The organism is Myxococcus sp. CA033, assembly GCF_013336625.1.
Lineage (GTDB): Bacteria > Myxococcota > Myxococcia > Myxococcales > Myxococcaceae > Myxococcus > Myxococcus llanfairpwllgwyngyllgogerychwyrndrobwllllantysiliogogogochensis.
Genome location: NZ_JABUMU010000015.1, coordinates 42,600 through 63,254, shown reverse-complemented (window position 1 = coordinate 63,254; position 20,655 = coordinate 42,600). Strand labels below are relative to the sequence as shown.

At 68.6% G+C, this 20,655-nt stretch carries 15 protein-coding genes; 5 read left to right on the top strand and 10 right to left on the bottom strand.

Annotated features, from left to right (window positions below; translation table 11 throughout):
- Positions 1-5: 5 nt before the first annotated feature.
- Positions 6-1,058 carry a hypothetical protein gene (locus HUA78_RS28975; RefSeq protein ID WP_174477621.1) on the bottom strand — a complete coding sequence of 351 codons (1,053 nt, stop codon included), beginning with the start codon at positions 1,056-1,058 and terminating at the stop codon, positions 6-8.
- Positions 1,059-1,084: 26 nt separating this feature from the next.
- Positions 1,085-3,124 carry a carbamoyltransferase C-terminal domain-containing protein gene (locus HUA78_RS28970; RefSeq protein WP_174477620.1) on the bottom strand — a complete coding sequence of 680 codons (2,040 nt, stop codon included), beginning with the start codon at positions 3,122-3,124 and terminating at the stop codon, positions 1,085-1,087.
- 653 nt (positions 3,125-3,777) lie between these two features.
- Between HUA78_RS28970 and HUA78_RS28965 the strand changes: the two genes are divergently transcribed.
- Together HUA78_RS28965 and HUA78_RS28960 are read left to right on the top strand one after the other, a co-directional pair.
- Positions 3,778-5,241 carry an ATPase domain-containing protein gene (locus tag HUA78_RS28965; protein WP_174477619.1) on the top strand — a complete coding sequence of 488 codons (1,464 nt, stop codon included), beginning with the start codon at positions 3,778-3,780 and terminating at the stop codon, positions 5,239-5,241.
- Positions 5,238-6,317: a hybrid sensor histidine kinase/response regulator gene (locus HUA78_RS28960; RefSeq protein WP_174477618.1), complete on the top strand. Its 1,080-nt coding sequence runs from the start codon at positions 5,238-5,240 to the stop codon at positions 6,315-6,317. The genes HUA78_RS28965 and HUA78_RS28960 overlap by 4 nt, the downstream gene beginning before the upstream one ends.
- A 41-nt stretch (positions 6,318-6,358) precedes the next feature.
- Here the strand turns inward: HUA78_RS28960 and HUA78_RS28955 are convergent, their stop codons facing one another.
- Positions 6,359-6,976 carry a hypothetical protein gene (locus HUA78_RS28955; protein WP_141640640.1) on the bottom strand — a complete coding sequence of 206 codons (618 nt, stop codon included), beginning with the start codon at positions 6,974-6,976 and terminating at the stop codon, positions 6,359-6,361.
- Positions 6,977-7,133: 157 nt separating this feature from the next.
- Here HUA78_RS28955 and HUA78_RS28950 point away from each other — a divergent pair, with 157 nt between their 5' ends.
- The gene (locus HUA78_RS28950; protein WP_254623954.1) at positions 7,134-8,255 is read left to right on the top strand and encodes a hypothetical protein; all 1,122 of its coding nucleotides are present in this window, start codon (positions 7,134-7,136) and stop codon (positions 8,253-8,255) included.
- 60 nt (positions 8,256-8,315) lie between these two features.
- Here HUA78_RS28950 and HUA78_RS28945 read toward each other — a convergent pair whose 3' ends face one another.
- Both HUA78_RS28945 and HUA78_RS28940 read right to left on the bottom strand, forming a co-directional pair.
- On the bottom strand, positions 8,316-9,557 hold the full coding sequence (locus tag HUA78_RS28945; RefSeq protein ID WP_174477617.1) for a GNAT family N-acetyltransferase: 1,242 nt from the start codon (positions 9,555-9,557) through the stop codon (positions 8,316-8,318).
- A gap of 34 nt (positions 9,558-9,591) precedes the next feature.
- Entirely contained in the window at positions 9,592-10,281 is a 690-nt protein-coding gene (locus HUA78_RS28940) for a glutathione S-transferase family protein (protein ID WP_174455407.1), read from the bottom strand.
- A gap of 104 nt (positions 10,282-10,385) precedes the next feature.
- On the opposite strand from HUA78_RS28940, the gene HUA78_RS28935 reads away from it, so the two are divergent.
- Both HUA78_RS28935 and HUA78_RS28930 read left to right on the top strand, forming a co-directional pair.
- Positions 10,386-12,689: a lantibiotic dehydratase gene (locus HUA78_RS28935; protein WP_254623953.1), complete on the top strand. Its 2,304-nt coding sequence runs from the start codon at positions 10,386-10,388 to the stop codon at positions 12,687-12,689.
- 37 nt (positions 12,690-12,726) lie between these two features.
- The gene (locus HUA78_RS28930) at positions 12,727-14,184 is read left to right on the top strand and encodes a hypothetical protein (protein ID WP_254623952.1); all 1,458 of its coding nucleotides are present in this window, start codon (positions 12,727-12,729) and stop codon (positions 14,182-14,184) included.
- A gap of 15 nt (positions 14,185-14,199) precedes the next feature.
- Here HUA78_RS28930 and HUA78_RS28925 read toward each other — a convergent pair whose 3' ends face one another.
- From HUA78_RS28925 to HUA78_RS28905, 5 genes are read right to left on the bottom strand one after another with little or no spacing between them, the layout of a single operon-like run.
- Positions 14,200-15,069, bottom strand: a complete 870-nt coding sequence (locus tag HUA78_RS28925) for a cupin-like domain-containing protein (RefSeq protein WP_141640643.1) — start codon at positions 15,067-15,069, stop codon at positions 14,200-14,202.
- Positions 15,070-15,091: 22 nt separating this feature from the next.
- The gene (locus HUA78_RS28920) at positions 15,092-15,424 is read right to left on the bottom strand and encodes a hypothetical protein (protein WP_141640644.1); all 333 of its coding nucleotides are present in this window, start codon (positions 15,422-15,424) and stop codon (positions 15,092-15,094) included.
- Between the two features lie 23 nt (positions 15,425-15,447).
- Positions 15,448-16,236: a thioesterase II family protein gene (locus HUA78_RS28915; protein WP_141640645.1), complete on the bottom strand. Its 789-nt coding sequence runs from the start codon at positions 16,234-16,236 to the stop codon at positions 15,448-15,450.
- The gene (locus HUA78_RS28910) at positions 16,233-17,537 is read right to left on the bottom strand and encodes a glycosyltransferase family 4 protein (protein WP_174477616.1); all 1,305 of its coding nucleotides are present in this window, start codon (positions 17,535-17,537) and stop codon (positions 16,233-16,235) included. Before HUA78_RS28910 ends, HUA78_RS28915 begins: the two co-directional genes overlap by 4 nt.
- 31 nt (positions 17,538-17,568) lie before the next feature.
- On the bottom strand, positions 17,569-20,649 hold the full coding sequence (locus HUA78_RS28905) for a type I polyketide synthase (protein ID WP_371745682.1): 3,081 nt from the start codon (positions 20,647-20,649) through the stop codon (positions 17,569-17,571).
- Positions 20,650-20,655: the final 6 nt, after the last annotated feature.

Genomic DNA, 20,655 nt, shown 5'->3' with positions numbered 1-20,655 from the left:
GGGAGTCAGTCCTTGATGGCGGGGGTGCTCGCGAGGGCCGTTTCCGAGGCCTCGCGGAACCGTTCGAAGACGGCCTTCGCGCGCCGCAGCCTGCCCATCCAGTCGGCCGTGGGGTGCAAGTCGAGCCGGGTGAAGAACGCATCGAAGCGCGCCTGGAACGCCGGCCTCTCGTCGCCCGGGGCGTCTTTCTGGAGCACCATCAGCGCGAGGAAATAGAGGCCGAAGAACCAGAACGCGGCCTCCCGGTGCCGCCCGGCATCGATCATCTCCTGGGTTCCCTCCAGGTAGGCGCGCCTCAGGTGCGCGCGAAGCTTGAAGCCGTACGGGATGTCGCCCCGCTTCACTTCAATCGCGCGGTCAAAGGCCTTCATGAAGTCCGCGTGGAAGTGCTCCACCTCCACTTTCGACAGGCTCGCGCTGCCCAGCAGCTCCAGCGATTCCTCGTGCAGGGCCCCGAGCCCCTGCCGCTCCAGCAACTCCCCCGAGAGGACGAAGCATTGGCGCACCGTGATGGGGCGCAGGTGTGACAGCGCCACGAGCCCCGACAGGTAGACCAGGGCGGCGTGGTAGTGCATGAGCATCAGCGGATACATCCCCGCCGCGCGGGCCTGGGTGGCCTGCTCCAGGTGCGTCAGGAAGGTGCGCTTGTGTGCCTCGCACCGGGCACGCACCCAGGGGCGCCGGGGGAACTCCACGGCGACGCGCTCGTGCAGCTTCTGGAAGGCGCCGGTCGGGTCGGACAGGATGACCCCCGCCGCGAGGTTGTCCGCGTGCTCCGGGGTCGCGACGATATCCTCGGCGCGCTGGAAGAGCTTCGCGTCCAGGCAGCCGCACTCCACGATGACCTCCTGGTGCACGAACTCCAGGGGCGGCATCCGGACCTCGTTCGCGTCCGTCGTGGCGATGACGATATCGACGTCACGCCACGGCGCGAAGGGCGCGTCCAGCGGCATGCGCGTCGAACTCCCCGCGACATAGGCGCCCAGGAAGCCTGGGATCCGGCTGCCTTCCGTATCGACCCAGTGCTTCGTCCGCTGGAGGGCTTCCCGTACGTTCATGGCGTTCTCGAGTGCGGGCTGGCGGCTCACGACATCCGCAGGATGCGCGCCACCTGCAGCGCGCGCGCGGGATCTCCGTTGACGGAGATCTTTCCCTGGCCGAACAGCGACTGGGCCTCGTTGGGGTCGTTGTAGAGCCGCTGGAAGTCGCTCTCCGAGAGCTCGAGCACCACGTCCGGGGTCTTCTGACGGCCCTCGAAGAGGGTCGGCTGCTGGCGCGACAGGTCCATGGTGAAGGTCCGCACGCCGCTCAGGCGCAGCTCGAACACCCCGCCGATCCGCTTCGCCTCCTCGACGTTGCGCTCCAGCGCGGGCTTGATGCGCTCCAGCAACAGCTTGTCCAGGGGCAGGTCCACGGACGTCCGCGTCGCCACCTTGAAGAAGATGCGGTCCTCCAGCACCAGCGCGTCCAGCGCGCAGCTAAGGAAGAACCGGATGGCCTCCTCGGGCGTCTCCACGATGGGCATGCCCTTGCGGTTGAAGGAGGTATTGAGCAGCACGGAGATGCCGGTGACCTCCTTGAACTGCTTCAGCAGCCGGTAGTACGCGGGGGACACGTCCTCGGTCACCGTCTGGATGCGCGCCGAGGAGTCCTGATGCACCACGCTGGGGATGCGCGAGCGCCACTCCGGACGCACCGGCGCCACCATGACCATGTACGGGCTCTCGTAGTCGCAGTCGAAGTAGGTGGAGCAGTCCTCGCGCAGCACCGACGGCGCGAAGGGACGGAAGTCCTCACGGAACTTCACCTTGCTGTTGATGAAGTCGCGCATCTCCGGCAGGCGCGGGTCCGCCAGGATGCTGCGGTGGCCGAGCGCGCGCGGACCGAGCTCCGAGCCCCCCTGGAACCAACCCACCACCTTGCCGTCCGCGAGCAGCTCCGCGGTTCGCCGGTACACGTCCTGCGCCGGCTCCTCCTTCAGCAGGTCATCGTGGTTCTTGAGGGCCGCGTCCACCTCGTCGCGGCGGTAGTGCCGGCCGAACGCCGAGGAGCCCGTGGCCTTCACCCGCTCGCGCTTGAGCACCTCCTGCCAGCCGTAATACGCGCAGCCCACCGCCAGCCCGTTGTCACCCGCCGCCGGCTGGATGAACATGTTCTTGAAGCGCGACTGCGTGCGGATGACGCGGTTGGCCACCGCGTTGAGTGCCACGCCTCCCGCGTACACGAGGTTGTCCGACGGCGCCTGCTCGTAGCGGTGGTTCACGACGTAGAGCAGGGCCCGCTCCACCTCACGCTGCAGCCACCACGCGAAGTCCGCGTGTGCCTGGAAGCCCTCCTTGAAGTCCGTCTTGTTGCGCGCCGGCCGCGTGAAGCGCTCCATCCAGTCGTAGCGCACGAAGACGCGACCGTCCTTCAGGTCGAAGATGGGGAAGTCGTGCTGGTTCGGGCGGCCAAACGGCGCCAGCCCCATCAGCTTCCCCGGGTCCTCGAAGCCCGCGAACACGTACACGCTCGCCGCCAGGTACATGCCTCCAATGGAGTGCATCGTGAAGTTGGGGCGCATGGGGTACTGCTTGATGCCCATGCCGGCCTCGGAGAAGTCCTTGTAGACCGGGCGCATCCGGCCCTGCTCGTAGTGGTAATAGCTGTCCTTCTCGAAGTAGAGGTGCTCCAGCTCCTTGGCGGGCGTCACGCCCAGGGTGCACCCTTCACGGTCCAGGCAGTCATCGAAGGAATTGCCACTGCCATCGATGATGAGCACCGAGGCCTCGTCGAACGGCGACGCGCAGATGGCGCTGAAGGCGTGCGCCAGGTGGTGGGAGATGGTGACGAGGGGGACGTTGGTTCCCTTCACCACCCGAGGCCCCTGGAACCAGTCGTCCGCCCCCACCAGCATTCCGAAGTTGTCGTTCTGCACGACCACGGCCACGTCGTCGATGGTGATGCCCTCGGCCTGCAGGCAGTAGCTCACCGCGTCCGAGTCGTTGCCACCGTCGTGCTTGCGCCGGGTGATGCGCTCCTTCTCGATGGCCACACAGATGCGCCCATCCTTGATGAGGCACGCCGAGCCGTCGTGAGAGAGACCCGTACCAAGGACGTAGGTGGACTTGACGTTTCGAGCCATTCCTGGATTCTCCGTTTAATGCGCGCTGACGACTCAGTCGCACTGTATTGAAAAACCCGCCTAAGAGGAAAGAGTCCCGCGTTCAGGTTGGCGATGACCTCAGGAACCTCGACGACCCCCTCGTCTTCGGTGGTGGCTCCGCGCCGCCCGATTGACGTCCCTGGAGAATCGCGAGCTCGGGCACCTTGAGGCGCTCCGGTCAACGCCAATAACATCCACAATCCGTCGCGCGTGGAGGGTGGGTTGCGTCTGGCTTTCTCGATGGGTTCATGTGCGGCCCGTTTTACTGGTCCGTTGAGATAAGCTGGTTTTACTGGAGGTTGACTCGGGGGGCTCGAACCACTGCTCCAACGCCTGCCAGTGAGATGGTCGCCGCACGTGCGGTTCCTCTGGCTGGTGCCAGGGGAACGCGCGCCAGGTCCAGCGCACGGGGGCTGGACGGCATACAGCAGGCGTCCAGCCCTTCGCTGGTTCAGCACCCAGCCCTTCAGGGCTGGAGGATGCTGACTGCTGAACAGTCCGGGGTCGTCGAACGGCGTTTCGGGGTGGCAGGTTGCCCGAGCCAACCGCAGGTTGCGCGCTGTGCCGTCGCGTGCACACCTCCTGGCTCAGGCCTCCCTCGCCTGGGTCTTCACGTTCCCCGGAATCCCCGAATGAGTCCGCCGCAGAACTTCGACACCGGCATCCCCAGCCTCAACGTGCTCCTGGCGGGTGGGTTGCCTCCTCGCCAGTCCATCATCGTCACCGGGACGCCCGGCAGCGGCAAGACGGTGCTGTGCAGCCAGGTGGCCTTCGCGGCCGCGTCGCGGGGCATCCCCGTCGTGGTGGTCACCGTCACTTCCGAGCCTCATGACAAGCTGGTGGATGCGCTGTCCGGCTTCGCCTTCCACAAGCCCGAGGTGCTGGGCGACATGCTGTTCCTCATCAGCGCCTACTCGGCGCTGAAGCGGGGCGCCAAGGAAGCCAGGGACCTGCTCCTCCAGACGGTGCGAGAGCGCGGCGCCCGCCTGCTCTTCATCGACGGCCTGCGCTCCATCCGCGACCTGTGGCAGGACGAGGCGCGGTTGCGCGAGTTCCTCTACGAGCTGGGCCTCGGCCTGGCGGCGCTCAACTGCATTGGCATCTTCACCACGGAGTATCCGCTCCAGCGACTGATGGAACTGCCGGAGGCCACCACCATGGATGGCATCGTGGCGGTGTCCGTCCGGAGCCAGGGCGCGCTCCGCATGCGCCGGGTGGAGGTGGTGAAGCTGCGCGGTCGTCCACACCTGATGGGTGAGCACGTCATGCGCATCACCATGCAGGGCGTGGACTTCCTGCCTCGCCTGGAGGCGACGCTGCCTGCCGTGCCGGAGGCTCCTCTGGACCTCGAACGCAGGGGCTTCGGGCTTCCGGAGCTGGACACCTTGATGTACGGCGGCTTTCCGTCCAACAGCGCCACGTTGATCGCCGGGAGCATGGGCATCGGCAAGACGCTGATGGCGTCGTACTTCGCGCTGGACGGCGCTCGCCGTGGGGAGAAGTCGCTCTTCGTCTCGTTCTTCGACTCACCCGAGCGCGTGCTCGCCCGCGCGCTGCGGGTGGGGCTGGACATGCGGCCCGCGTACGAGTCCGGGATGCTGGAGATCATCAACGAGCTGCCCGCGGAAGCCGAGGCAGACGTCCTTGTCCGCCGCATCCTCCAGCGCATCGAGGAGCGGGGCGTGAAGCGCGTCGTCCTGGATGGGCTGGCGGAGCTGGAGCAGTCCATCATGGAGGGCGAGCGACGCCGCGCCTTCCTGGCATCCCTGTCGTTGCGCCTGCGGCAACTGGGGGTGACGTCGTTGTTCACCCGCGAGGTCTCCAAGGTCGTGGGCACCGAGCTGGATTTCAGCGATTCGCCCGTGGCCATGCTGGCGGAGAACGTGCTGCTCCTGCGCTTCGTGGAGCTGCACGGCCGCCTGCACCGGATCCTCTCCATCCTGAAGATGCGCGACAGCAAGTACGACAGCACCGTGCGCGAGTTCGAGGTGGCCGATACGGGCCTGCGGGTGCTCGCCCCCATGCGTTCCTCTCAGGGATTGCTCACGGGCCAGGCCCGTCCGGTGGGAACCACCATCGGTGGGAGCACGACATGAGCCTGATCCTCATCGCCGAGGACGAAGAGGCGCTCCTGGAAGTGTTCTCCGAGGTGCTCGAGGACCTGGGCCACCGCGTCGTGCGAGCAAGCAATGGCGAGGAGGCCCTGATGCTCGCGCGCACGGAGCCTCCGGATCTGGTCATCAGCGACCACATGATGCCCCGGCGCACGGGGATGCAGTTGTTCTATGCGATGCGCTCGGAGCCCGCCCTGGCGCACGTGCCTTTCGTGCTGCTCAGCGCGGCGCGCCCAACCGGTCGCGAAGAGGCGGAGACGTTCCTGGCCAAGCCGGTGGACCTGGCCACCTTCGAGAAGACCGTCAGCGCCGCGCTGGCCCGTCACGACCGGACCATTCCGGACACACCTCCGCCTTCGCGCGATTCCGCCACCTCCTTGGGAGCGGCGCGCGAGGAGATGCTCAACTGGGTCGCACATGAGCTGAAGACGCCGCTGAGCTCCGCGCGCCTCAACGTCCAGCTCCTGCTTCGCAAGCTGCTCAAGCGTGGCGCCCCCGAAGACGAGCAACGCTCCGCGGAGTCGGTGATGCGCCAGCTCGACCAGATGAACGGGTTGGTGACCTCCATCCTGGACGCCTCGCGACTGGTGGATGGGAAGCTGGAGCTCCAGCGCGTGCCCGCGCCCCTGGTTCCCTTCCTCCAGGAAGTCATCCAGGACTGGGCCGAGGCCCAGCCGGAGGTGACCTTCCGGCTGGAGGCGCAGGAGCCTCCGGAGCAGGTGTTCTTCGACGCGGAACGGACGCGGCAGATCCTCAACAACCTGCTGTCCAATGCGGTGAAGTATCGCGGCGCCTCTCGCGAGGTGGACATCCGGACGGCGTTGGATCCGGGCGCGGTCCTCATCCATGTGCGAGACAAGGGCGTGGGAATCCCGGCCGCCTCGCTGCCCCACGTCTTCGACCGCTTCCGGAGAGCGGACAGCCAACAGGGGAGGGGCCATGGACTGGGCTTGTTCATCGCCTCGTCGCTCGCCCGGCTTCACGGTGGCTCGCTGGCCGCCCGCTCTCAGATGGGCGAAGGCTCCACCTTCACCCTCCGACTGCCCCTCCGCTCCTGAAGAAGGGGGCCGGGACGCGCTCCCGGCCCCTCTCTCGAAGGCTACTGCTGACGGCCTTCGATGGCGCACATCAGGACCGCCGCGGCGATGCCGAGCCGCCGGTCGAGCAGGTTCCGGTCGTCCATCGAGAAGTCCAGGTCGATCTTCTGGATGAACGGGTTGAAGCGCTGGTGGAAGGCGAGGACCTTCGTCTCGCCCAGCTTCCCGGAGAAGGATTGCGGCACCAGGTTGGTGAGGAAGCGACGCACGAGTGCCAGCATCATGCTGTCCTCTTCAATCTTCCCCGTCTCCTGGTCGTTCGCGTCCAGCACCAGCCACTGGTCTCGGAGGATGGAGCGCAGGCCCTTGCGGCGCAGCGCGCCCACGCGCTCTCCCGTGGCGGCGTCCGTCACGTCGTACGTCATGCCGAAGTCGAGGATGCCGCGCGCCTTGATGGTGAGCAGCTCCTCACGCATCTCCTCATCTCCGTAGATGCGCAGGTCCTCCTTCAGCTTGAAGGCCTTCATCTTCGAGTAGAACGCGAGGTTGCCCACCTCGTCGTAGATGTGGAAGGCGCCGCCGAACAGCTTGAAGAACTTCCGGCGAATCATGTAGCGCGTCTGACCAAAGCGGCCAGCGGCCAGGGAGCTGGGGGAACGGGTCTGGAGTGCGGATGACATGGCCCCCCCATAGCAAAATCCGCGTCCCGCAGCCGCCCCAAGGGACCGCCGGTTCCGTGGGCCGGGTCGCGCTCTCCCTGCCAGACTCGGATATGCTCGGGTTGTTACCAGCCCGTGATACAGCGGGGCTTGGATACTCGCCCGTTCAGACGGAGGCATGCTCTTGATCACCTCGATTCCTCGCCGGGTCGTCACCACGACCCAGACGGATGCCACGAAGCCTCTGGCGCCTGAAGCACCGGTGACGCCCCCGGCCCCCGCGCCCTATTTCCAGGACGGCCTGGAGGCTGCCCGGCCCAGCCCCGTGAATCTCACCGGCCTGGGGACGAAGTCGGCGGTCGCGGAGCCCGCGAGCGTGGTGGCCGCTCCGCCTTCCTCGAGCGGCTCGGCGCCCGTCGGTCCGGAGCTGCTGCACCTCGATGCGGGCTGGACGCCCCAGGGCCAGGGCTACGACGCCAAACGCGATGAAGTGCTCACGACGTACTACTCCGACGAGCACGACGTGCTGCTGTCCGTGCAGGACAAGGGCTCGGGCAGCGAGTCGCTCCAGGTGCAGCTCGGTGGGCTCGACCCCAAGCACCCCGAAGAGGGAAAGCCCACGCATGGCGGTGGTGTCTCGACCGACGGCGAGTTCGTCTACGTCTCCGACACCCGGGGCATCTACGTCTACACGCGCGAGGAGCTCGAGCGCGCGGCGAAGACGGGGACCGTGGCCCAGGCCTCCCAGGTGATGGAGGTCCCATTCCCCGAGGGAGTGAAGGACCCGGCCACTGGCATGGACCTGGTCTCCGCTGGCAGCTACATGACGGTGAAGGACGGCTACGCGTACATCGGCAGCTACAGCAAGGACGGCGATGGCAAGGCGGGCGCTGTCTGGCGTTACAAGCTCGACGAGGAGACCGGCTCCCTCATCGAGGACTCACGCCAGGGACCCATCCGCGCGCCGGACCGCGCCCAGGGCATGACGGTGGTCGACGGCGCCCTGCTGTTCACCACGGGCGACCAGAAGCTCATCTACCAGCCGTTCGAGGCCAGCGCGGACTCCTTCACGGCGAACATCGATAACCGGGTGGATATCAGCAATGGGCTCATCGACCCCTACGCCCAGGGCGTGAACATCATCGATGGCGAGCTGTGGGTGACGTACGAGAGCGGCTCCGAGAAGTATCGCGACAAGCTCAACCCCAAGTACGAGCCCCGCGAACACATCCAGCGAATCCCGCTGGAGGACCTGGACCTCGCCGCGGCCTGCGTCACTCCGGAGCAGCTCGAAGGCTGAGCCTGCTCAGGCTCCCGTGGCGGGGTGCGACGCGCCACGGGAGTCGGCGCACCCTCCAGGTCAGGGTGTCTTTCGCATCCGGTTCTTTTGAGGGCTGCCCGCCGCCATGGCCTTCGTCACGCGGGAATAGGCAGACACGTAGGGCTGAAGGACGGTGCGCGGCCAGCGCCCTGGAATCCACAGGTAGCTGAAGAGCGGATGTCTTCGCGCGCCTCTCCGCCGCTTCGTCTCGTAGGCGCTGGGCCCGAGCCAGAGCTTCCGGGCGCCCAACTCGTAGGCCCGGCGCAGCGGCTCATAGAAGCCAAGGTTGAAGTACAGCGGTGTCTCCGATGCACCCGCCTCGGCGCGACCGACGCGGTAGAACCACACCTCGTCGTGCTTTTGCAGCAGCAGGGAGAACCCGATGGGCTCTCCGCCCTGGTATCCCACCAGGGCCTCGGCCTCGGGTGAGACGTGCTGCTCGATGGCGGACCAGAACGCGGGCGGGTGGCGGATGTGCTCGCTGCCGTACTTCGAATACGTCACCTCGTAGAACCGCTCGAGCAACTCGCCCATCTCACCCATGCGCGAGACACGCTCGAAGCTCACGCCCGCGTCTCGAACGTGCGCCATCTCCTTCTTGAGGAACCTCCGCGCGTCGCTCTTGAACTGGCCCAGATAGGCGTCGAGGCTCTCACCCGGCGGCACGTCGATGACGTTGTCGTCGTAGATGAAGACCTCCTGGAAGGACGCTGAGTTGAGCGCCTCTCGCAGCGCCGCATCGTCTCCATCCACTCCGTAGAAGTAGAGGGGGAGTCGCTCACTCGTCGCCAACTCCCGCAGCCCCTGGAGGATGAGCTCGCGAGCCTGGCGCGCGAGTTCAGGCGACTGGGGCGAGCAGATGATGCCGCTGCGCATGCTGAGGGGGCTGGTGACGAAAACGCCTCCGTCGATGCCAGCCCCCGTGAGCCGCGCCAGCGAGTGGTAGAGGTCCGCCACCGTGACGGCCACCCGGCTCAGCCCCCCCGCGTTGGCGAAGCCTTTCTTCCAACTGCTGAAGAAGAACTTCTCCAGCGCGTAGGGGGTGTAGATGTTCTGGCTGCGGGTGATGAAACACGGCGCCAGCGCGACGGGGACCTCGCCCTGGCTGACAATGGCATAGCGAAGCGACAGCTCGCCCCGGACCATGAAGGGGAGGTCGACCGCGTCCAGCATCCTGAGCCAGCGCCGGCCGAAGAACACACTCGACTCGGACGTGAGGACGTCCAGCGCCTCATCACTCAGGTGGCGGACGGAGTCATGAAACTTCAGGGTCAGCGTCATGGCCGGAGGGCTTCGGGTGCCAGGATGATTCCGCTCAGCCGTTGAGGAGCTGGACGGGCGGGTTTCGCTTGGGAGAAGCGATGTAGCGCGCGAGGTTGGGGCGCTGTCTCATCCGCTCGAAAAACGAGCGCAGGCGCGGGTAGCTGTTCTCCAGCACCTCCATGAGCCCGTTGTCGACGAGCAGCTCCAGGAAGCCGAAGACGCTGGTGTCCGCCACGCTCACCGCGGTGCCGACGAAGAAGCCCTCGCCGCTGCCGTTGTTCCCAATCACCCGCTCGAAGTGGCCGAGCCACTGGGGCAGCTCCTCGCCCAGGATGATGGGGAGCTGCTCGGACAACTCGTCCGGGCTGAGCGACGTCAGGCTGCGCGCGCGTGCGGTCACTTCCTCGACGCCTTCGATGATCATGTCGCAGGCGGCGCTCTCACGCGGGTTCGCGCCATAGAGGCCCCGGGTGCGCGCGACGTGACGCAGGATGGCCAGGCTCTGCACGACGCGGAAGCCGTCCGGCTCCTCCCACAAGGGCACCTTGTCGAAGGCCAGCTTTCCGGCGCGCTTCAGCTCCTCGAAGGGAGGCGTCTTCTCCTTCGCCTTCACGTCGAACTTGCCCAGGTCGATGTCCTCGTACTCCGTGCCGGACTCGGCGAGCACCAGGCGGATCTTCTCCGCGACACCTCGACCCGTGAAATACGAAAGACGCGGCAATGATGATGATTGATCGCTCATACAGGGAACGCCGTTGAGAGGGACGGGCTGTATACTAGAGTAGGCGGACAATCCGGAAGGGGCAGACTTCCTTGACCGCTGTACCCGAGCCTCTGGAATCCTCGATGTCCGCTTCACCCTTGCTTGTCCCGCTTGCTCCTGGAATGGCGCTGTGGCCCTGGGCCGCGCTGCGCGGCGCCGGTTTTCCCGCCGAGGATGTGCTCCGGCTCGCGGCACCGAGTGCCGCCGCCGCCGCGGAGGCCTGGCTCGCGACGGGGGCTGAAACACCCGGGGACGCACTGCGTGCCACGTTCGACGCGGATTTGCTGAATATCAGCGCCGCGCTGCGCTCCCTGGCGGGTGAGACGCGACTGCGCGAGGCCCTGCTCTGGCAGAACCGTCACGCGTACAAGACGGGCGTCGAGCCACTCGCGGCGCTGCCCGCCACCGCGCGCAACAGCAAGGCCCGGCAACGCGAGCGGCTGGTCGCTTCCTACGTTCAGCGTTACAGCACCAAGAATGACACCATCGGGTTCTTCGGTCCGGTGGGTTGGGCGCGGCTGACGCAGTCGAGTGACGCCTTGCGTTTGTCGCCGGGGCAGCAACTCGTCTCCCGGCGCGCCGTCTACTTCGAGGCGTGGTGCATGGACACGCTCGGCGCCGCGCTGGTCCAGGACGCGACCCTGCGACGTTGGGCGCCGCCTCGGCTGTTGCCGTATTTCCGCCTGGAGGGCCAGGTGCTGCATGGCCCCATGCCCACGCCCGTGGAGCTGTTGCCGTCGCAGGCGCTGTTGCTCGCGCGGTGTGATGGCACGGTCAGCGCCGAGGCCATCGCGGAGGCGCTCACGCGCGGCGCCGAGCCCGCCTTCGCGAACGTGGACGAGGTCTACGACGCACTGGACCAGGCGAGCGGGATGGGAGTGCTGGCCTGGGGTTGGGACGTGCCGCTGCTGGTGCGCCCGGAGGTGGTGCTGCGCGGTGCCCTGATGGCGATTCCCGATGCGGATGCTCGGGCGCGCGCGCTGGCCCCGCTGGACCGACTGGAGCACGCGCGTGCCGCCGTCGAGGCCGCGGCTGGCTCACCCGAGTCGCTGGACGGAGCGCTCGCGGAGCTGGAGGGCGTGTTCAAGGAAGTGACGGGCGCGCTTCCGACGCGCGCGGCGGGCAAGACGTACGCCTCGCGCACGCTCATCTACGAGGACTGCGTGAGGGACGGCTCGCTGGAGCTGGGGACTCCGCTGCTCGCGCGACTCGGACCCGTGTTGGAGCTGCTGCTGACGGGGGCTCGCTGGCTGGTGGGCGAGGTGACCCGTCGCACGGGCGTGGGCCTGGAGGCGCTGTTCGACAAGCTGTCCCAGGGAGGAGCGACGGTGGAGCTCACCACGCTCCAGCTCGCCTTCGTCGAGGGCATTCAAGACCCGGCGTCCGCGACGGAGCTGATGCCCATCCACGAGATTGTCACCGAGCACCGTCGTCGCTGGCGTGAGCTCTTCGCCCTCGAACCGGGTGTCCGTCGTCAGACGCGCACCGTCGAGGCACTGCGTCCCCTGGTGCGCGAGACGTTCATCACGAGCGGAGCGGGGTGGAAGCGCCGCTGGCATGCGTCGCCGGACGTGATGATCGACGCGGCGAGCGACGAGGCGGTCCGCGCCGGGGACTACCAACTGGTCCTGGGTGAGCTGCACCTGTGCAACAGCATCTCCTCGCTCTTCGTGGAGCAGCACCCCGAGCCCACGGAGCTCTTCGCGCTCGCGGAGCGGTGTGCCACCGAGGCGGATATCATCCCGGTGTTTCCCAAGTCCGAGTGGAGCCAGCGGACGCTGCCGTGCCTGTTCCCCAGGGGCAGCCTCCACTACCTCTCCGGGCAGGAGCCGTCGCCGAATCCGGGTGCTCGCGCCCTGCGCGTGGGGGACCTGGTGGTGGAGCGGCGCGACGGCGCACTGGAAGTCGTGGACCGCGTGAGCGGGCGCCGCTTCGGGTTGATGGACTTCCTGGCCGTCTATCTGGAGCACCGCTGCGCGAGCGCCTTCGACCTGGCGCTGGGCGAGGACTACTCGCCGCGACTGACGGTGGATGGTGTCATCGTCGCCCGCGAGCGATGGAGCGTGCCGGCGGCGAGCCTGGGCTTCGCCAGTGTCACGGAGGCGCTGGAGCAGTGGCTCGAGGCCCGGCGCTGGCAGCGCGGACTCGGCATCCCTCGCTTCGCGTTCTTCAAGGTGGAGACGGAGCGCAAGCCCTGCTTCGTGGACTTCGACAGCCCGCTCCTGGTGGAGATGATGGCCAAGCTGGTGCGACGCGCGCTGGAGGAAGCTCCGTCCTCGCGGGTCAGCTTCTCGGAGATGGTGCCGGACCCGGACCACCTCTGGCTCACGGATGCGGCCCAGCACCGATATACGAGCGAGCTTCGCGTGGTCTGCGAGCTGTCTTGAGCGACTCCCACGCAGTCGACGTGGTTCACCTCTACTCATGAAGGAGCAGTACGGCATGCGCGCGCCCGAGCCGATTCCCGGCGGAAAGTTGCCTCCCGACATCAAGGCGTTGCACGGGGGGCTGTCCTCCGCGGCCGCGGAGTTCCTCGACTTCGCCGAGCGCGTCCCGGAGGCCTTCGCGCGGCACAGTTTCGCGCCGAGCGAGGCGTCACCGCTCTTTCCCTACCAACTGCACGCCTGGCCCCTGTTCATCGACGCCACGGCGGTGGTGGCGATGCGGGAGATGGCCACGAAGCTGTGCCGACTCATCAAATGCGCGCCACGGCGACTGCTCGGGGACGCTGGCAGCGCCGCGGCCTGGTACGGGCTCTCCCAGGAGCGCGCCAGCGAGGCGCTGGACTGCCTCGCACGCACGGACGACGCGCGCGGCGCCATCAGCCGGGGTGACTTCATCCACGATGGCACGGCCCTGAAGTGCCTGGAGTTCAACCTGACGGCGGGGGTCGGCGGCTGGGAGACGGCCTTCCTCGTCCAACAGGTCATGTCGCAGCCCGCGATGCACCGCTTCGCCACCGAGCAGGGGCTGCGCGTCCGTCAGCCCCATACCCTGCGCGTCTTCTTCGCCAACATCGTGGACTGCGTGCGCCGCGACACCGAGTGGGAGGGCGAGTGCAACATCGCCATCCTCTTCCCCCCGAGCGGACTTCCGGGGCCGGCGCTCGCGGAGCAGGCGTGCCGACTCTTCACCAGCCAGCTCATGGAGATCCTCCGTCCGGAGGGCGCGCGGGGCGAGGTCTTCATGACCACCTACGGCGCGGTGAAGAGCGCCGAGGGACACCGCCTCACCACCCAGGGCAAGCGGCTGCACGCGGTGGTCGAGTACGAGGCCCGGGATCGTCTCCTGATGGCGGGCCCGGAGTTCATCGAAAACGCGCGGGCCGCCACCTCCGCTCGCTCAATCAGCCTCTTCAACGGTCCCGCTCAGGACGTGCTCGACGACAAGCGCAACCTCGCGCTCCTGTCGGAGCGTGTGACGTCCTCCGCGCTGTCCGCCGAGGAGCAGGCGCTGGTGCGCACCCACGTGCCCTGGTCTCGCCGTGTCGAGCGGGCCCACGTCGAGCGCGGGGGCGAGCGCGTCTTCCTTCCGGAGCTGCTGTCCACCCGGCGCGAGGAGCTGGTGCTCAAGGCGGGGCGGGACTTTGGCGGCGCCTCGGTGTTGCTCGGGGAGTCGACGCCCGCGCCCGCGTGGGACGAAGCCGCGCGCAAGGCGCTCGATGAGGGCGGCTGGGTGGTGCAGGAGCGGGTGCGGTCCGCGCCCTTCCACTACTTGGGACCAGACGGTGGGGTGCTGCCTCACAGCGTCATCTGGGGACTCTTCGTCCTCGGTGAAACCTACGGCGGCCACTCGCTGCGCCTGTGCCCCATGGGAAAGGGCACAGGCGTCGTCAATGTCTCGCAGGGTGCAATGTTCGCCGCCCTCATCGACTTGGAGTGAGTCGCCGGCTCCGCGTCACTGCTCGCGGTACTCGCGACCGAGCGTCTGCTGCTTGCGCATCTTCTTCATCGCGCTCACCGCGATGGAGGGGATGAGCTTGGGGCCGATGCGCGCCAGCATGGACCAGGTCCACCACCAGTAGTTGGTGGCGATGGCGTCCTCCACCGTGTACACGCGGTGCCACCAGCCATAGGGCAGGTAGAGGATCTCCCCGGCCTCCAGGACGAAGTCATAGTCCGGGACCTTGCCCGCGGGCAGCTCATCCGGCTTGCCCCCGTGCGGCGTCAGGTCATGCGCGCTCATCACCGACCAGGGGTGGCTGAGCTTCGCCGGCCGCAGCTCCGCGTCCCGTGACGGCGCGTACAGCTGCCACTGCTTGCGGCCCACCATGACGGCGTGCAGGTTGTGCGCGCGGTCGAAGTGGAGCTGGGTGAAGGTGCCCTTCGGCCCCATGAAGAAGAGCTGCTCGGTGAGGCGCCGCTGCACGGCGTACTCGTCGAAGCGCACGTCGCGGTGCAGGGCGGGGAGGGTGCGGAACAAGTCGTTGCCGATGAGGTAGCCCGGCGTCTCCTCGCCGTCCTTCACCTTCAGCGAGGCGACGTAGTCGCGCATGGTCATCTTCCGCACGCGGCCCACGCGCTCCACGTCGCCAGCGGGGCGTGCGTTGTAGCGCAGCCACTCCACCGGGACGCTCACGTCGCCGTACTGCTGGATGAACCAGTCGAAGGTCCACCGCTCGGCGGCGGGCCAGCCCTTCATGGCATCCGTGAAGATGATGGGCTTGTTGTTGGCTTCGAGGCCTTCGTAGAAAGCCCGACGGTTGTCGAGCGGCATGCGCTCGGGGACCTGGGGCCCGACATCCTTCTGCACGGTGGCGGTGCTCATGACAGCTCTCCTGGGTGGCGCGTCACGCCGCGTTTTCTTCGGCCTGGGCCTTGGGGCCCTCGCGCGTCAGTCGCTCGAAGTTGTTGTCGATGCCGTGGCGCACGTCCGCCAGCATGTGGATCTCGAACTCCTGGAACGCGAACGACGGCCACGCGCGCAGCAGCGTCAGCAGCGTCTCGTGCGAGTCGGCGTTGATGATACAGAGGCCCATCTTCGGGAGGACGTAGTAGGCACAGTCCATGGTGCCGTCCTGGAGGCGGGCGCCCACCCACTCGCGGACGGAGCGGTTGAGGGCGATGGGGTCCGGGGGCACGGGGCCCGAGGTGCGGTCCTTGACGTAGATGAGGTACTTCATCGGGGCAGCTCCTTTGGGGAGGGTCAGCGGGAAGGCGCGGGCCGCGACTTCGCGAGGCTCCGGCGCATGTTCTGCAGCAGGCCGCGAGGCGTCTGCCGCAGGAAGAAGTGGTCGCCCAGGAACGTCTGGGTGAAGAACGTCCCGGAGGTGAGCTGGCGCCAGGCCTCCGTCGCGTCCTCGGGGACGTAGTCGTCGAAGCCTCGGAAGGCGGACAGCGGACAGGCCAGGGCGGGGCCCGGCTTCCATGTGTAGCCCTCGCACACGGCGGTGTCCGCCAGCAGGGTGGTGCGAATCAGCTTCAGCAGCTCTTCCGCCATGTCGCCCGAGACGGAGATGGCCTCGCCCATGCGCCGGGCCTCGGCCGCGTCGATGTCGTGGGTGATTGCCGTGGGCGGGTGGGCCTTCAGCGTCTGGGGCGCGCGGTAGCTGGCGACGAAGAGGTGCAACGGCGTGGGGAGCCCCCGCTCGCGCAGCGCCCGCGTCAGCTCGTACGCGAGCAGCGCGCCCATGCTGTGACCGAACAGGGCGAAGGGCTTGTCCCCGTGGCGCGCCACCACGTCCACCAGGAAGTCGACGACCCGCGGCAGCTCACGCAGGGGCGGCTCACGCAGCCGGTTCTCCCGGCCGGGGAGCTGCACCGGGCACACCTCGATGTCCTGTCCCAGCTCCGCCTGCCAGGTGCGGAACAGCGACGCGCTGCCGCCCGCGTGGGGCAGGCAGAACACCCTCACCCAGGCGCTCGGCTGCGGGACGTGGAAGGCCAGCCACTCCGCCGCGGCCAGGGCGGGGGAGGGCGACACCGGGGATGTCATGAGAGCACCTCGCGGCGAGCGACAGGGGCCTCGGCCTGCGAGGCGGGCATGTCGATCAGCTTCTGGTACACGACGCGGTTGGCGGCCACCATGCGCGGCAGGCCGAAGAGCTCCACCACGCGCTGCTGTCCGGCGAGGCCCATGCTCCGAGCGCGCTGGCGGTCCTCCAGCAAGTGGAGCTGCGCGTTGGCGAGTGCCTCGATATCCACCTCGCGCGGGCCTCCTGGCGCGCCGGGCAGCACCGGGACGAGCATGCCCGTCTTCTCGTGCTCGACGATCTCCGCCGGGCCTCCAGACCTCGTCGCCACGAGCGGGAGCCCGGAGGCCATGGCCTCGATGGCCGTGTAGCCGAAGGGTTCGTACAGCGAGGGCACCAGCGCCAGGTCCGAGATTCGGTGCAGCAGTCCGAGCTGGCGACGCGGCAACTTGCCCAGCAGCTTGATGCGGTGGCGCAGGTGCGCGTAGCGCTGGGTCAGCCCTTGCACCATCTGCGTGGACTCGCGCGAGTCGGTGCCGCCCGCCAGGAGGAAGCGCACCTCTGGACGTTTGGCGAGCACGCGCTCGGCGGCGGCGAAGATGGCGGTGATGCCCTTCTGCGGATGGAGCCGGCCCGTGTAGAGGACGACCGGGTCATCGGGCGTGGCCACCGTGGCGCGCAGCCGGGCGTACTGCTCGGGCGTGTGCGAAGGCTCCAGGAAGGGCCCCGCCTCCATGCCGCAGTGGATGGTGTGCAGCAGCGACGCCGACAGCCCGTAGGTCTCCCGGATGAGCTCGCTCATGGACTCACTCACCGAGATGACCGGTGTCGTGCCGTCGTAGAAGCTGCGCTCCTCCTCGAGGATCTCCGGGTCGGGCGTCTGGCCCCACCAGCGCTCGGCGGGCTCGGAGATGTAGTGGCTGGTGCCCAGCACGGGCACGCCGGCCTCGCGGCCGAGCACCCGCGCGGCGCGGTGCGTGTGCCACTGGTGGAAGTGGATGAGGTCCGGCTGCTCCTCGCGGATGCGCTCGCGGCCGTGGTGGACCAGGTCCTCGTTGAAGAGGCGGATGCCACGCACCAGCGAGAGCTGCGCCGCTTGCGAGAGGCTGCCTCGGCTTGGCGGGACCAGGTGCACGGTGAGGTTGGGCTCCCGAAGCACGGCCGGCTCGCCCGGGGTGTACGCCACGACGGTGACCTTGCACCCGCCACGGGCCAGCCCGCGGGCCAGTTCGTAGACGTAGGTGCCCACGCCTCCGGCCACGTTCGGGGTGTACTCCATGGCCAGGATGAGGGCCTTCAGGGGTGCGGAGTTGGGAGATGCCATCGGCTGTTTCTCGAAAGGGGTGGGAGCGCGGCTAGCGACTGGCCGCGACCTCTTCGGGGGTGAGCTCCGCCAGCATCTTCAGCAGGGCCTCGACTTCCGGATCATCATGGCCGGGGCTCTTGCGCTGCTCGGCCACCAACGCCGCGAGGCGGGCGACCGTCGGTGCCTCGAACAGGGACTGCAGTGGCACCGTGAATCCGAAGGTGTCCCGCAGGCGACCCACCACCGTGGTGGCCAGCAGCGAGTGCCCCCCGAGCGCGAAGAAGTCGTCGTTGAGCCCCACCGGCCGCACGCCCAGCACGTCCTCCCAGATGCGCGCCACCGTCCGCGCGTCCTCCGTGTCGGGTGACACGTACTCCGTGGACAGCGCGGGGCGCGAGTAACCCGCGGACGCCGCCTCTTCATGCTCCCGGGCCTCGAGCGTGCGCTCCGGTGCTGGAGCGGACGCCAGCGCGCGGTGTCCATCCGGGGAGACCCAGTAGCGCTTGCGCTCGAAGGGATACGTGGGCAGCGGGACGCGCAGTCGTCGCTCCCCTCCGTGGAAGGCTTCCCAGTCCACGTCCACGCCCGAAAGCCACAGCTGCCCCAGCGCGCCGAGCAGCACGGCCGTATCCGGCTGCCGCGTGTCCGGGTGGCGCAGTGAGGTCATCGTGGTGGGCGCCTGCGGGAGCGCGCCGGGCTGGGCGGCGAAGGTGGACAGCGTGCGTCCGGGACCGACCTCCAGCAGCACCTGCGCGGGCCGCAGCAGCGAGAGCCCCGCCGCGAAGCGCACCGGCTGGCGCAGATGGCGGGCCCAGTACGCCGGGTCCGTCGCCTCGGCGGCCGTCACCCAGGTGCCCGTGACGTTGGAGAGGTAGGGCAGTTGGGGCGCGGACAGCTTGACCCGCCGCACGCGCTCGGTGAACGGCGCGAGGATGGGGTCCATCATCGCGGAGTGGAACGCGTGCGAGGTGTGCAGCTTGCGAGCCTGCACGCCGCGCTCCTCGAGCCGGGCCCGCAGTGCTTCCACCGCGTCGTCGGGTCCGGCGACCACCGTCAGCGAAGGCGCGTTCACCGCGGCCACGGACACGCGCGCGTCCAGCAGCGGCGTCAGCTCCGCATGCGGCAGCGCGACGGAGAGCATGGCCCCCGACGGCAGCTCCTGCATGAGCTTGCCGCGCGCGGCCACCAGGGCCAGCGCATCCGGCAGGCTGAAGACGCCCGCGAGGCACGCGGCCACGTACTCACCGATGCTGTGGCCAATCATCGCCTCGGGCTGAACGCCCCAGCTCATCCATAGCCGGGCGAGCGCATACTCGATGGTGAAGAGGGCGGGCTGTGCCAGTCGCGTCTGCTGCAACTGGCGCTGGGCCTCCTCCGCGCGGTTCGCGGCGGGGAAGAGGACCTCGCGCAGGTCCTGGCCCAGGTGCGGCGTGAGCCGGGTGGCGCAGTCGTCCACCACCGCGCGGAAGGCGCGCTCGCTCTCGTAGAGGCCCTGGGCCATTCCCGCGTACTGCGCGCCCTGGCCGGGGAACATGAAGACCGTGGAGCGGCCCGTGCGCTCCTCGGCGGCGGACAACTGCCGCGCGGTGTCGCCCAGCGCCGTGAGCGCGTCCTCGCGCCCCTGACACACGATGGCGCGGCGATGCGCGTGGCGACGCCTGCCGACCTGGAGGCTGTACGCCGCGTCCGCGGGCTCCAGGCCCGGGTTCGCGCGAAGGTGCTCCGCCAGTCGCTGGGTCTGCGCGGCGAGCGCGGCGGGCGTGCGAGCCGACAGGAGCAGGAGCTGCTGCGCGCGGGCGGCCCGGACAGGGGCTCGCGTCGGCGGCTCCTCGAGGATGACGTGGGCGTTGGTGCCACCCATGCCGAAGCTGCTCACGCCAGCGCGCCGGGGCCCGTGGGCGGAGGCCTTCCACTCGCGCAGCGTGGTGTTGACGTAGAAGGGGCTCTCGTCCCAGGGGATGTTGGGGTTGGGCGTCTCGAAGTTGAGGCTGGGCGGCAGCTTGCGGTGCTTGAGCGCCAGCGCCGTCTTGATGAGGCCCGCCACGCCCGCCGCCGCGTCCAGGTGGCCCAGGTTGGGCTTGAGCGAGCCGAGGGCGCACGTGCGCGGCCCCGCCGCCTCGTCACCGAAGGCCCGCGTCAACGCCTGCACCTCGATGGGGTCTCCCAACGCCGTGCCGGTGCCGTGCGCCTCCACGTAGCCGATGCTCGCGGCGGACACGCCCGCGCTGCCCAGGGCCTCGGAGATGACGGCGGCCTGTCCCTCGACGCCCGGCGCGGTGTAGCCCACGCGCGCGGCGCCGTCGTTGTTCACCGCGGAGCCCTTGATGACGGCGTAGATGTGACTGCCATCCGCGAGCGCGTCCTCCAGCCGCTTGAGCGCCACCACTCCCGCGCCGCTGCCGAAGACGATGCCCTTCGCCTGCGCGTCGAACGAGCGACAGCGCCCATCCGGCGAGAGGATGCCACCTTCCACGTAGCGATAGCCGCCCTGGAGCTGGAGGTTGATGGACACGCCTCCCGCGAGCGCGACGTCACACTCCTGGTTGAGCAGGCTCTGGCAGGCGACGTGGACCGCGACGAGCGACGTGGAGCATGCGCTCTCCACGTTGAAGCTGGGGCCGCGAAGGTCCAGCTTGTAGGAGACGCGCGTGGTGAGAAAGCTGCCCGCGTTGCCCAGGTTGAGCTGGAGCGGGTCCGCGGTGCGAAGGAGCTCCGCGTTCCCCATCAGGTTGAGCAACAGATACGTGCTCAGGGCCTGGCCACCGAAGACGCCCACCAGCACGTCCTGGGGCGGCGCTCCCTGGCCCGCGTCCTCCAGTGCCTCCAGCGCGCACTCCAGGAAGAGGCGCTGCTGCGGGTCCATCACCTCCGCCTCGCGCGGCGTGTAGCCGAAGAAGGCCGCGTCGAAGCCCGCCACGTCCTCCAGTCGCGAGGCCACCTTGATGAAGTGGGGATCCGCGAGCACCTCCGGGGGCAGGCCGGCCTTCAGCACCGCGTCGTCCGACAGAGGCTCGATGGCCTCCACGCCGTCGCACAGGTTGCGCCACAGCTCATCCAGGCCGCGTGCGCCCGGGAAGCGCCCGGCCATCCCGGTGATTGCGATCTCCATGCCCGTGTTGCCTTCCGACACGCTGGT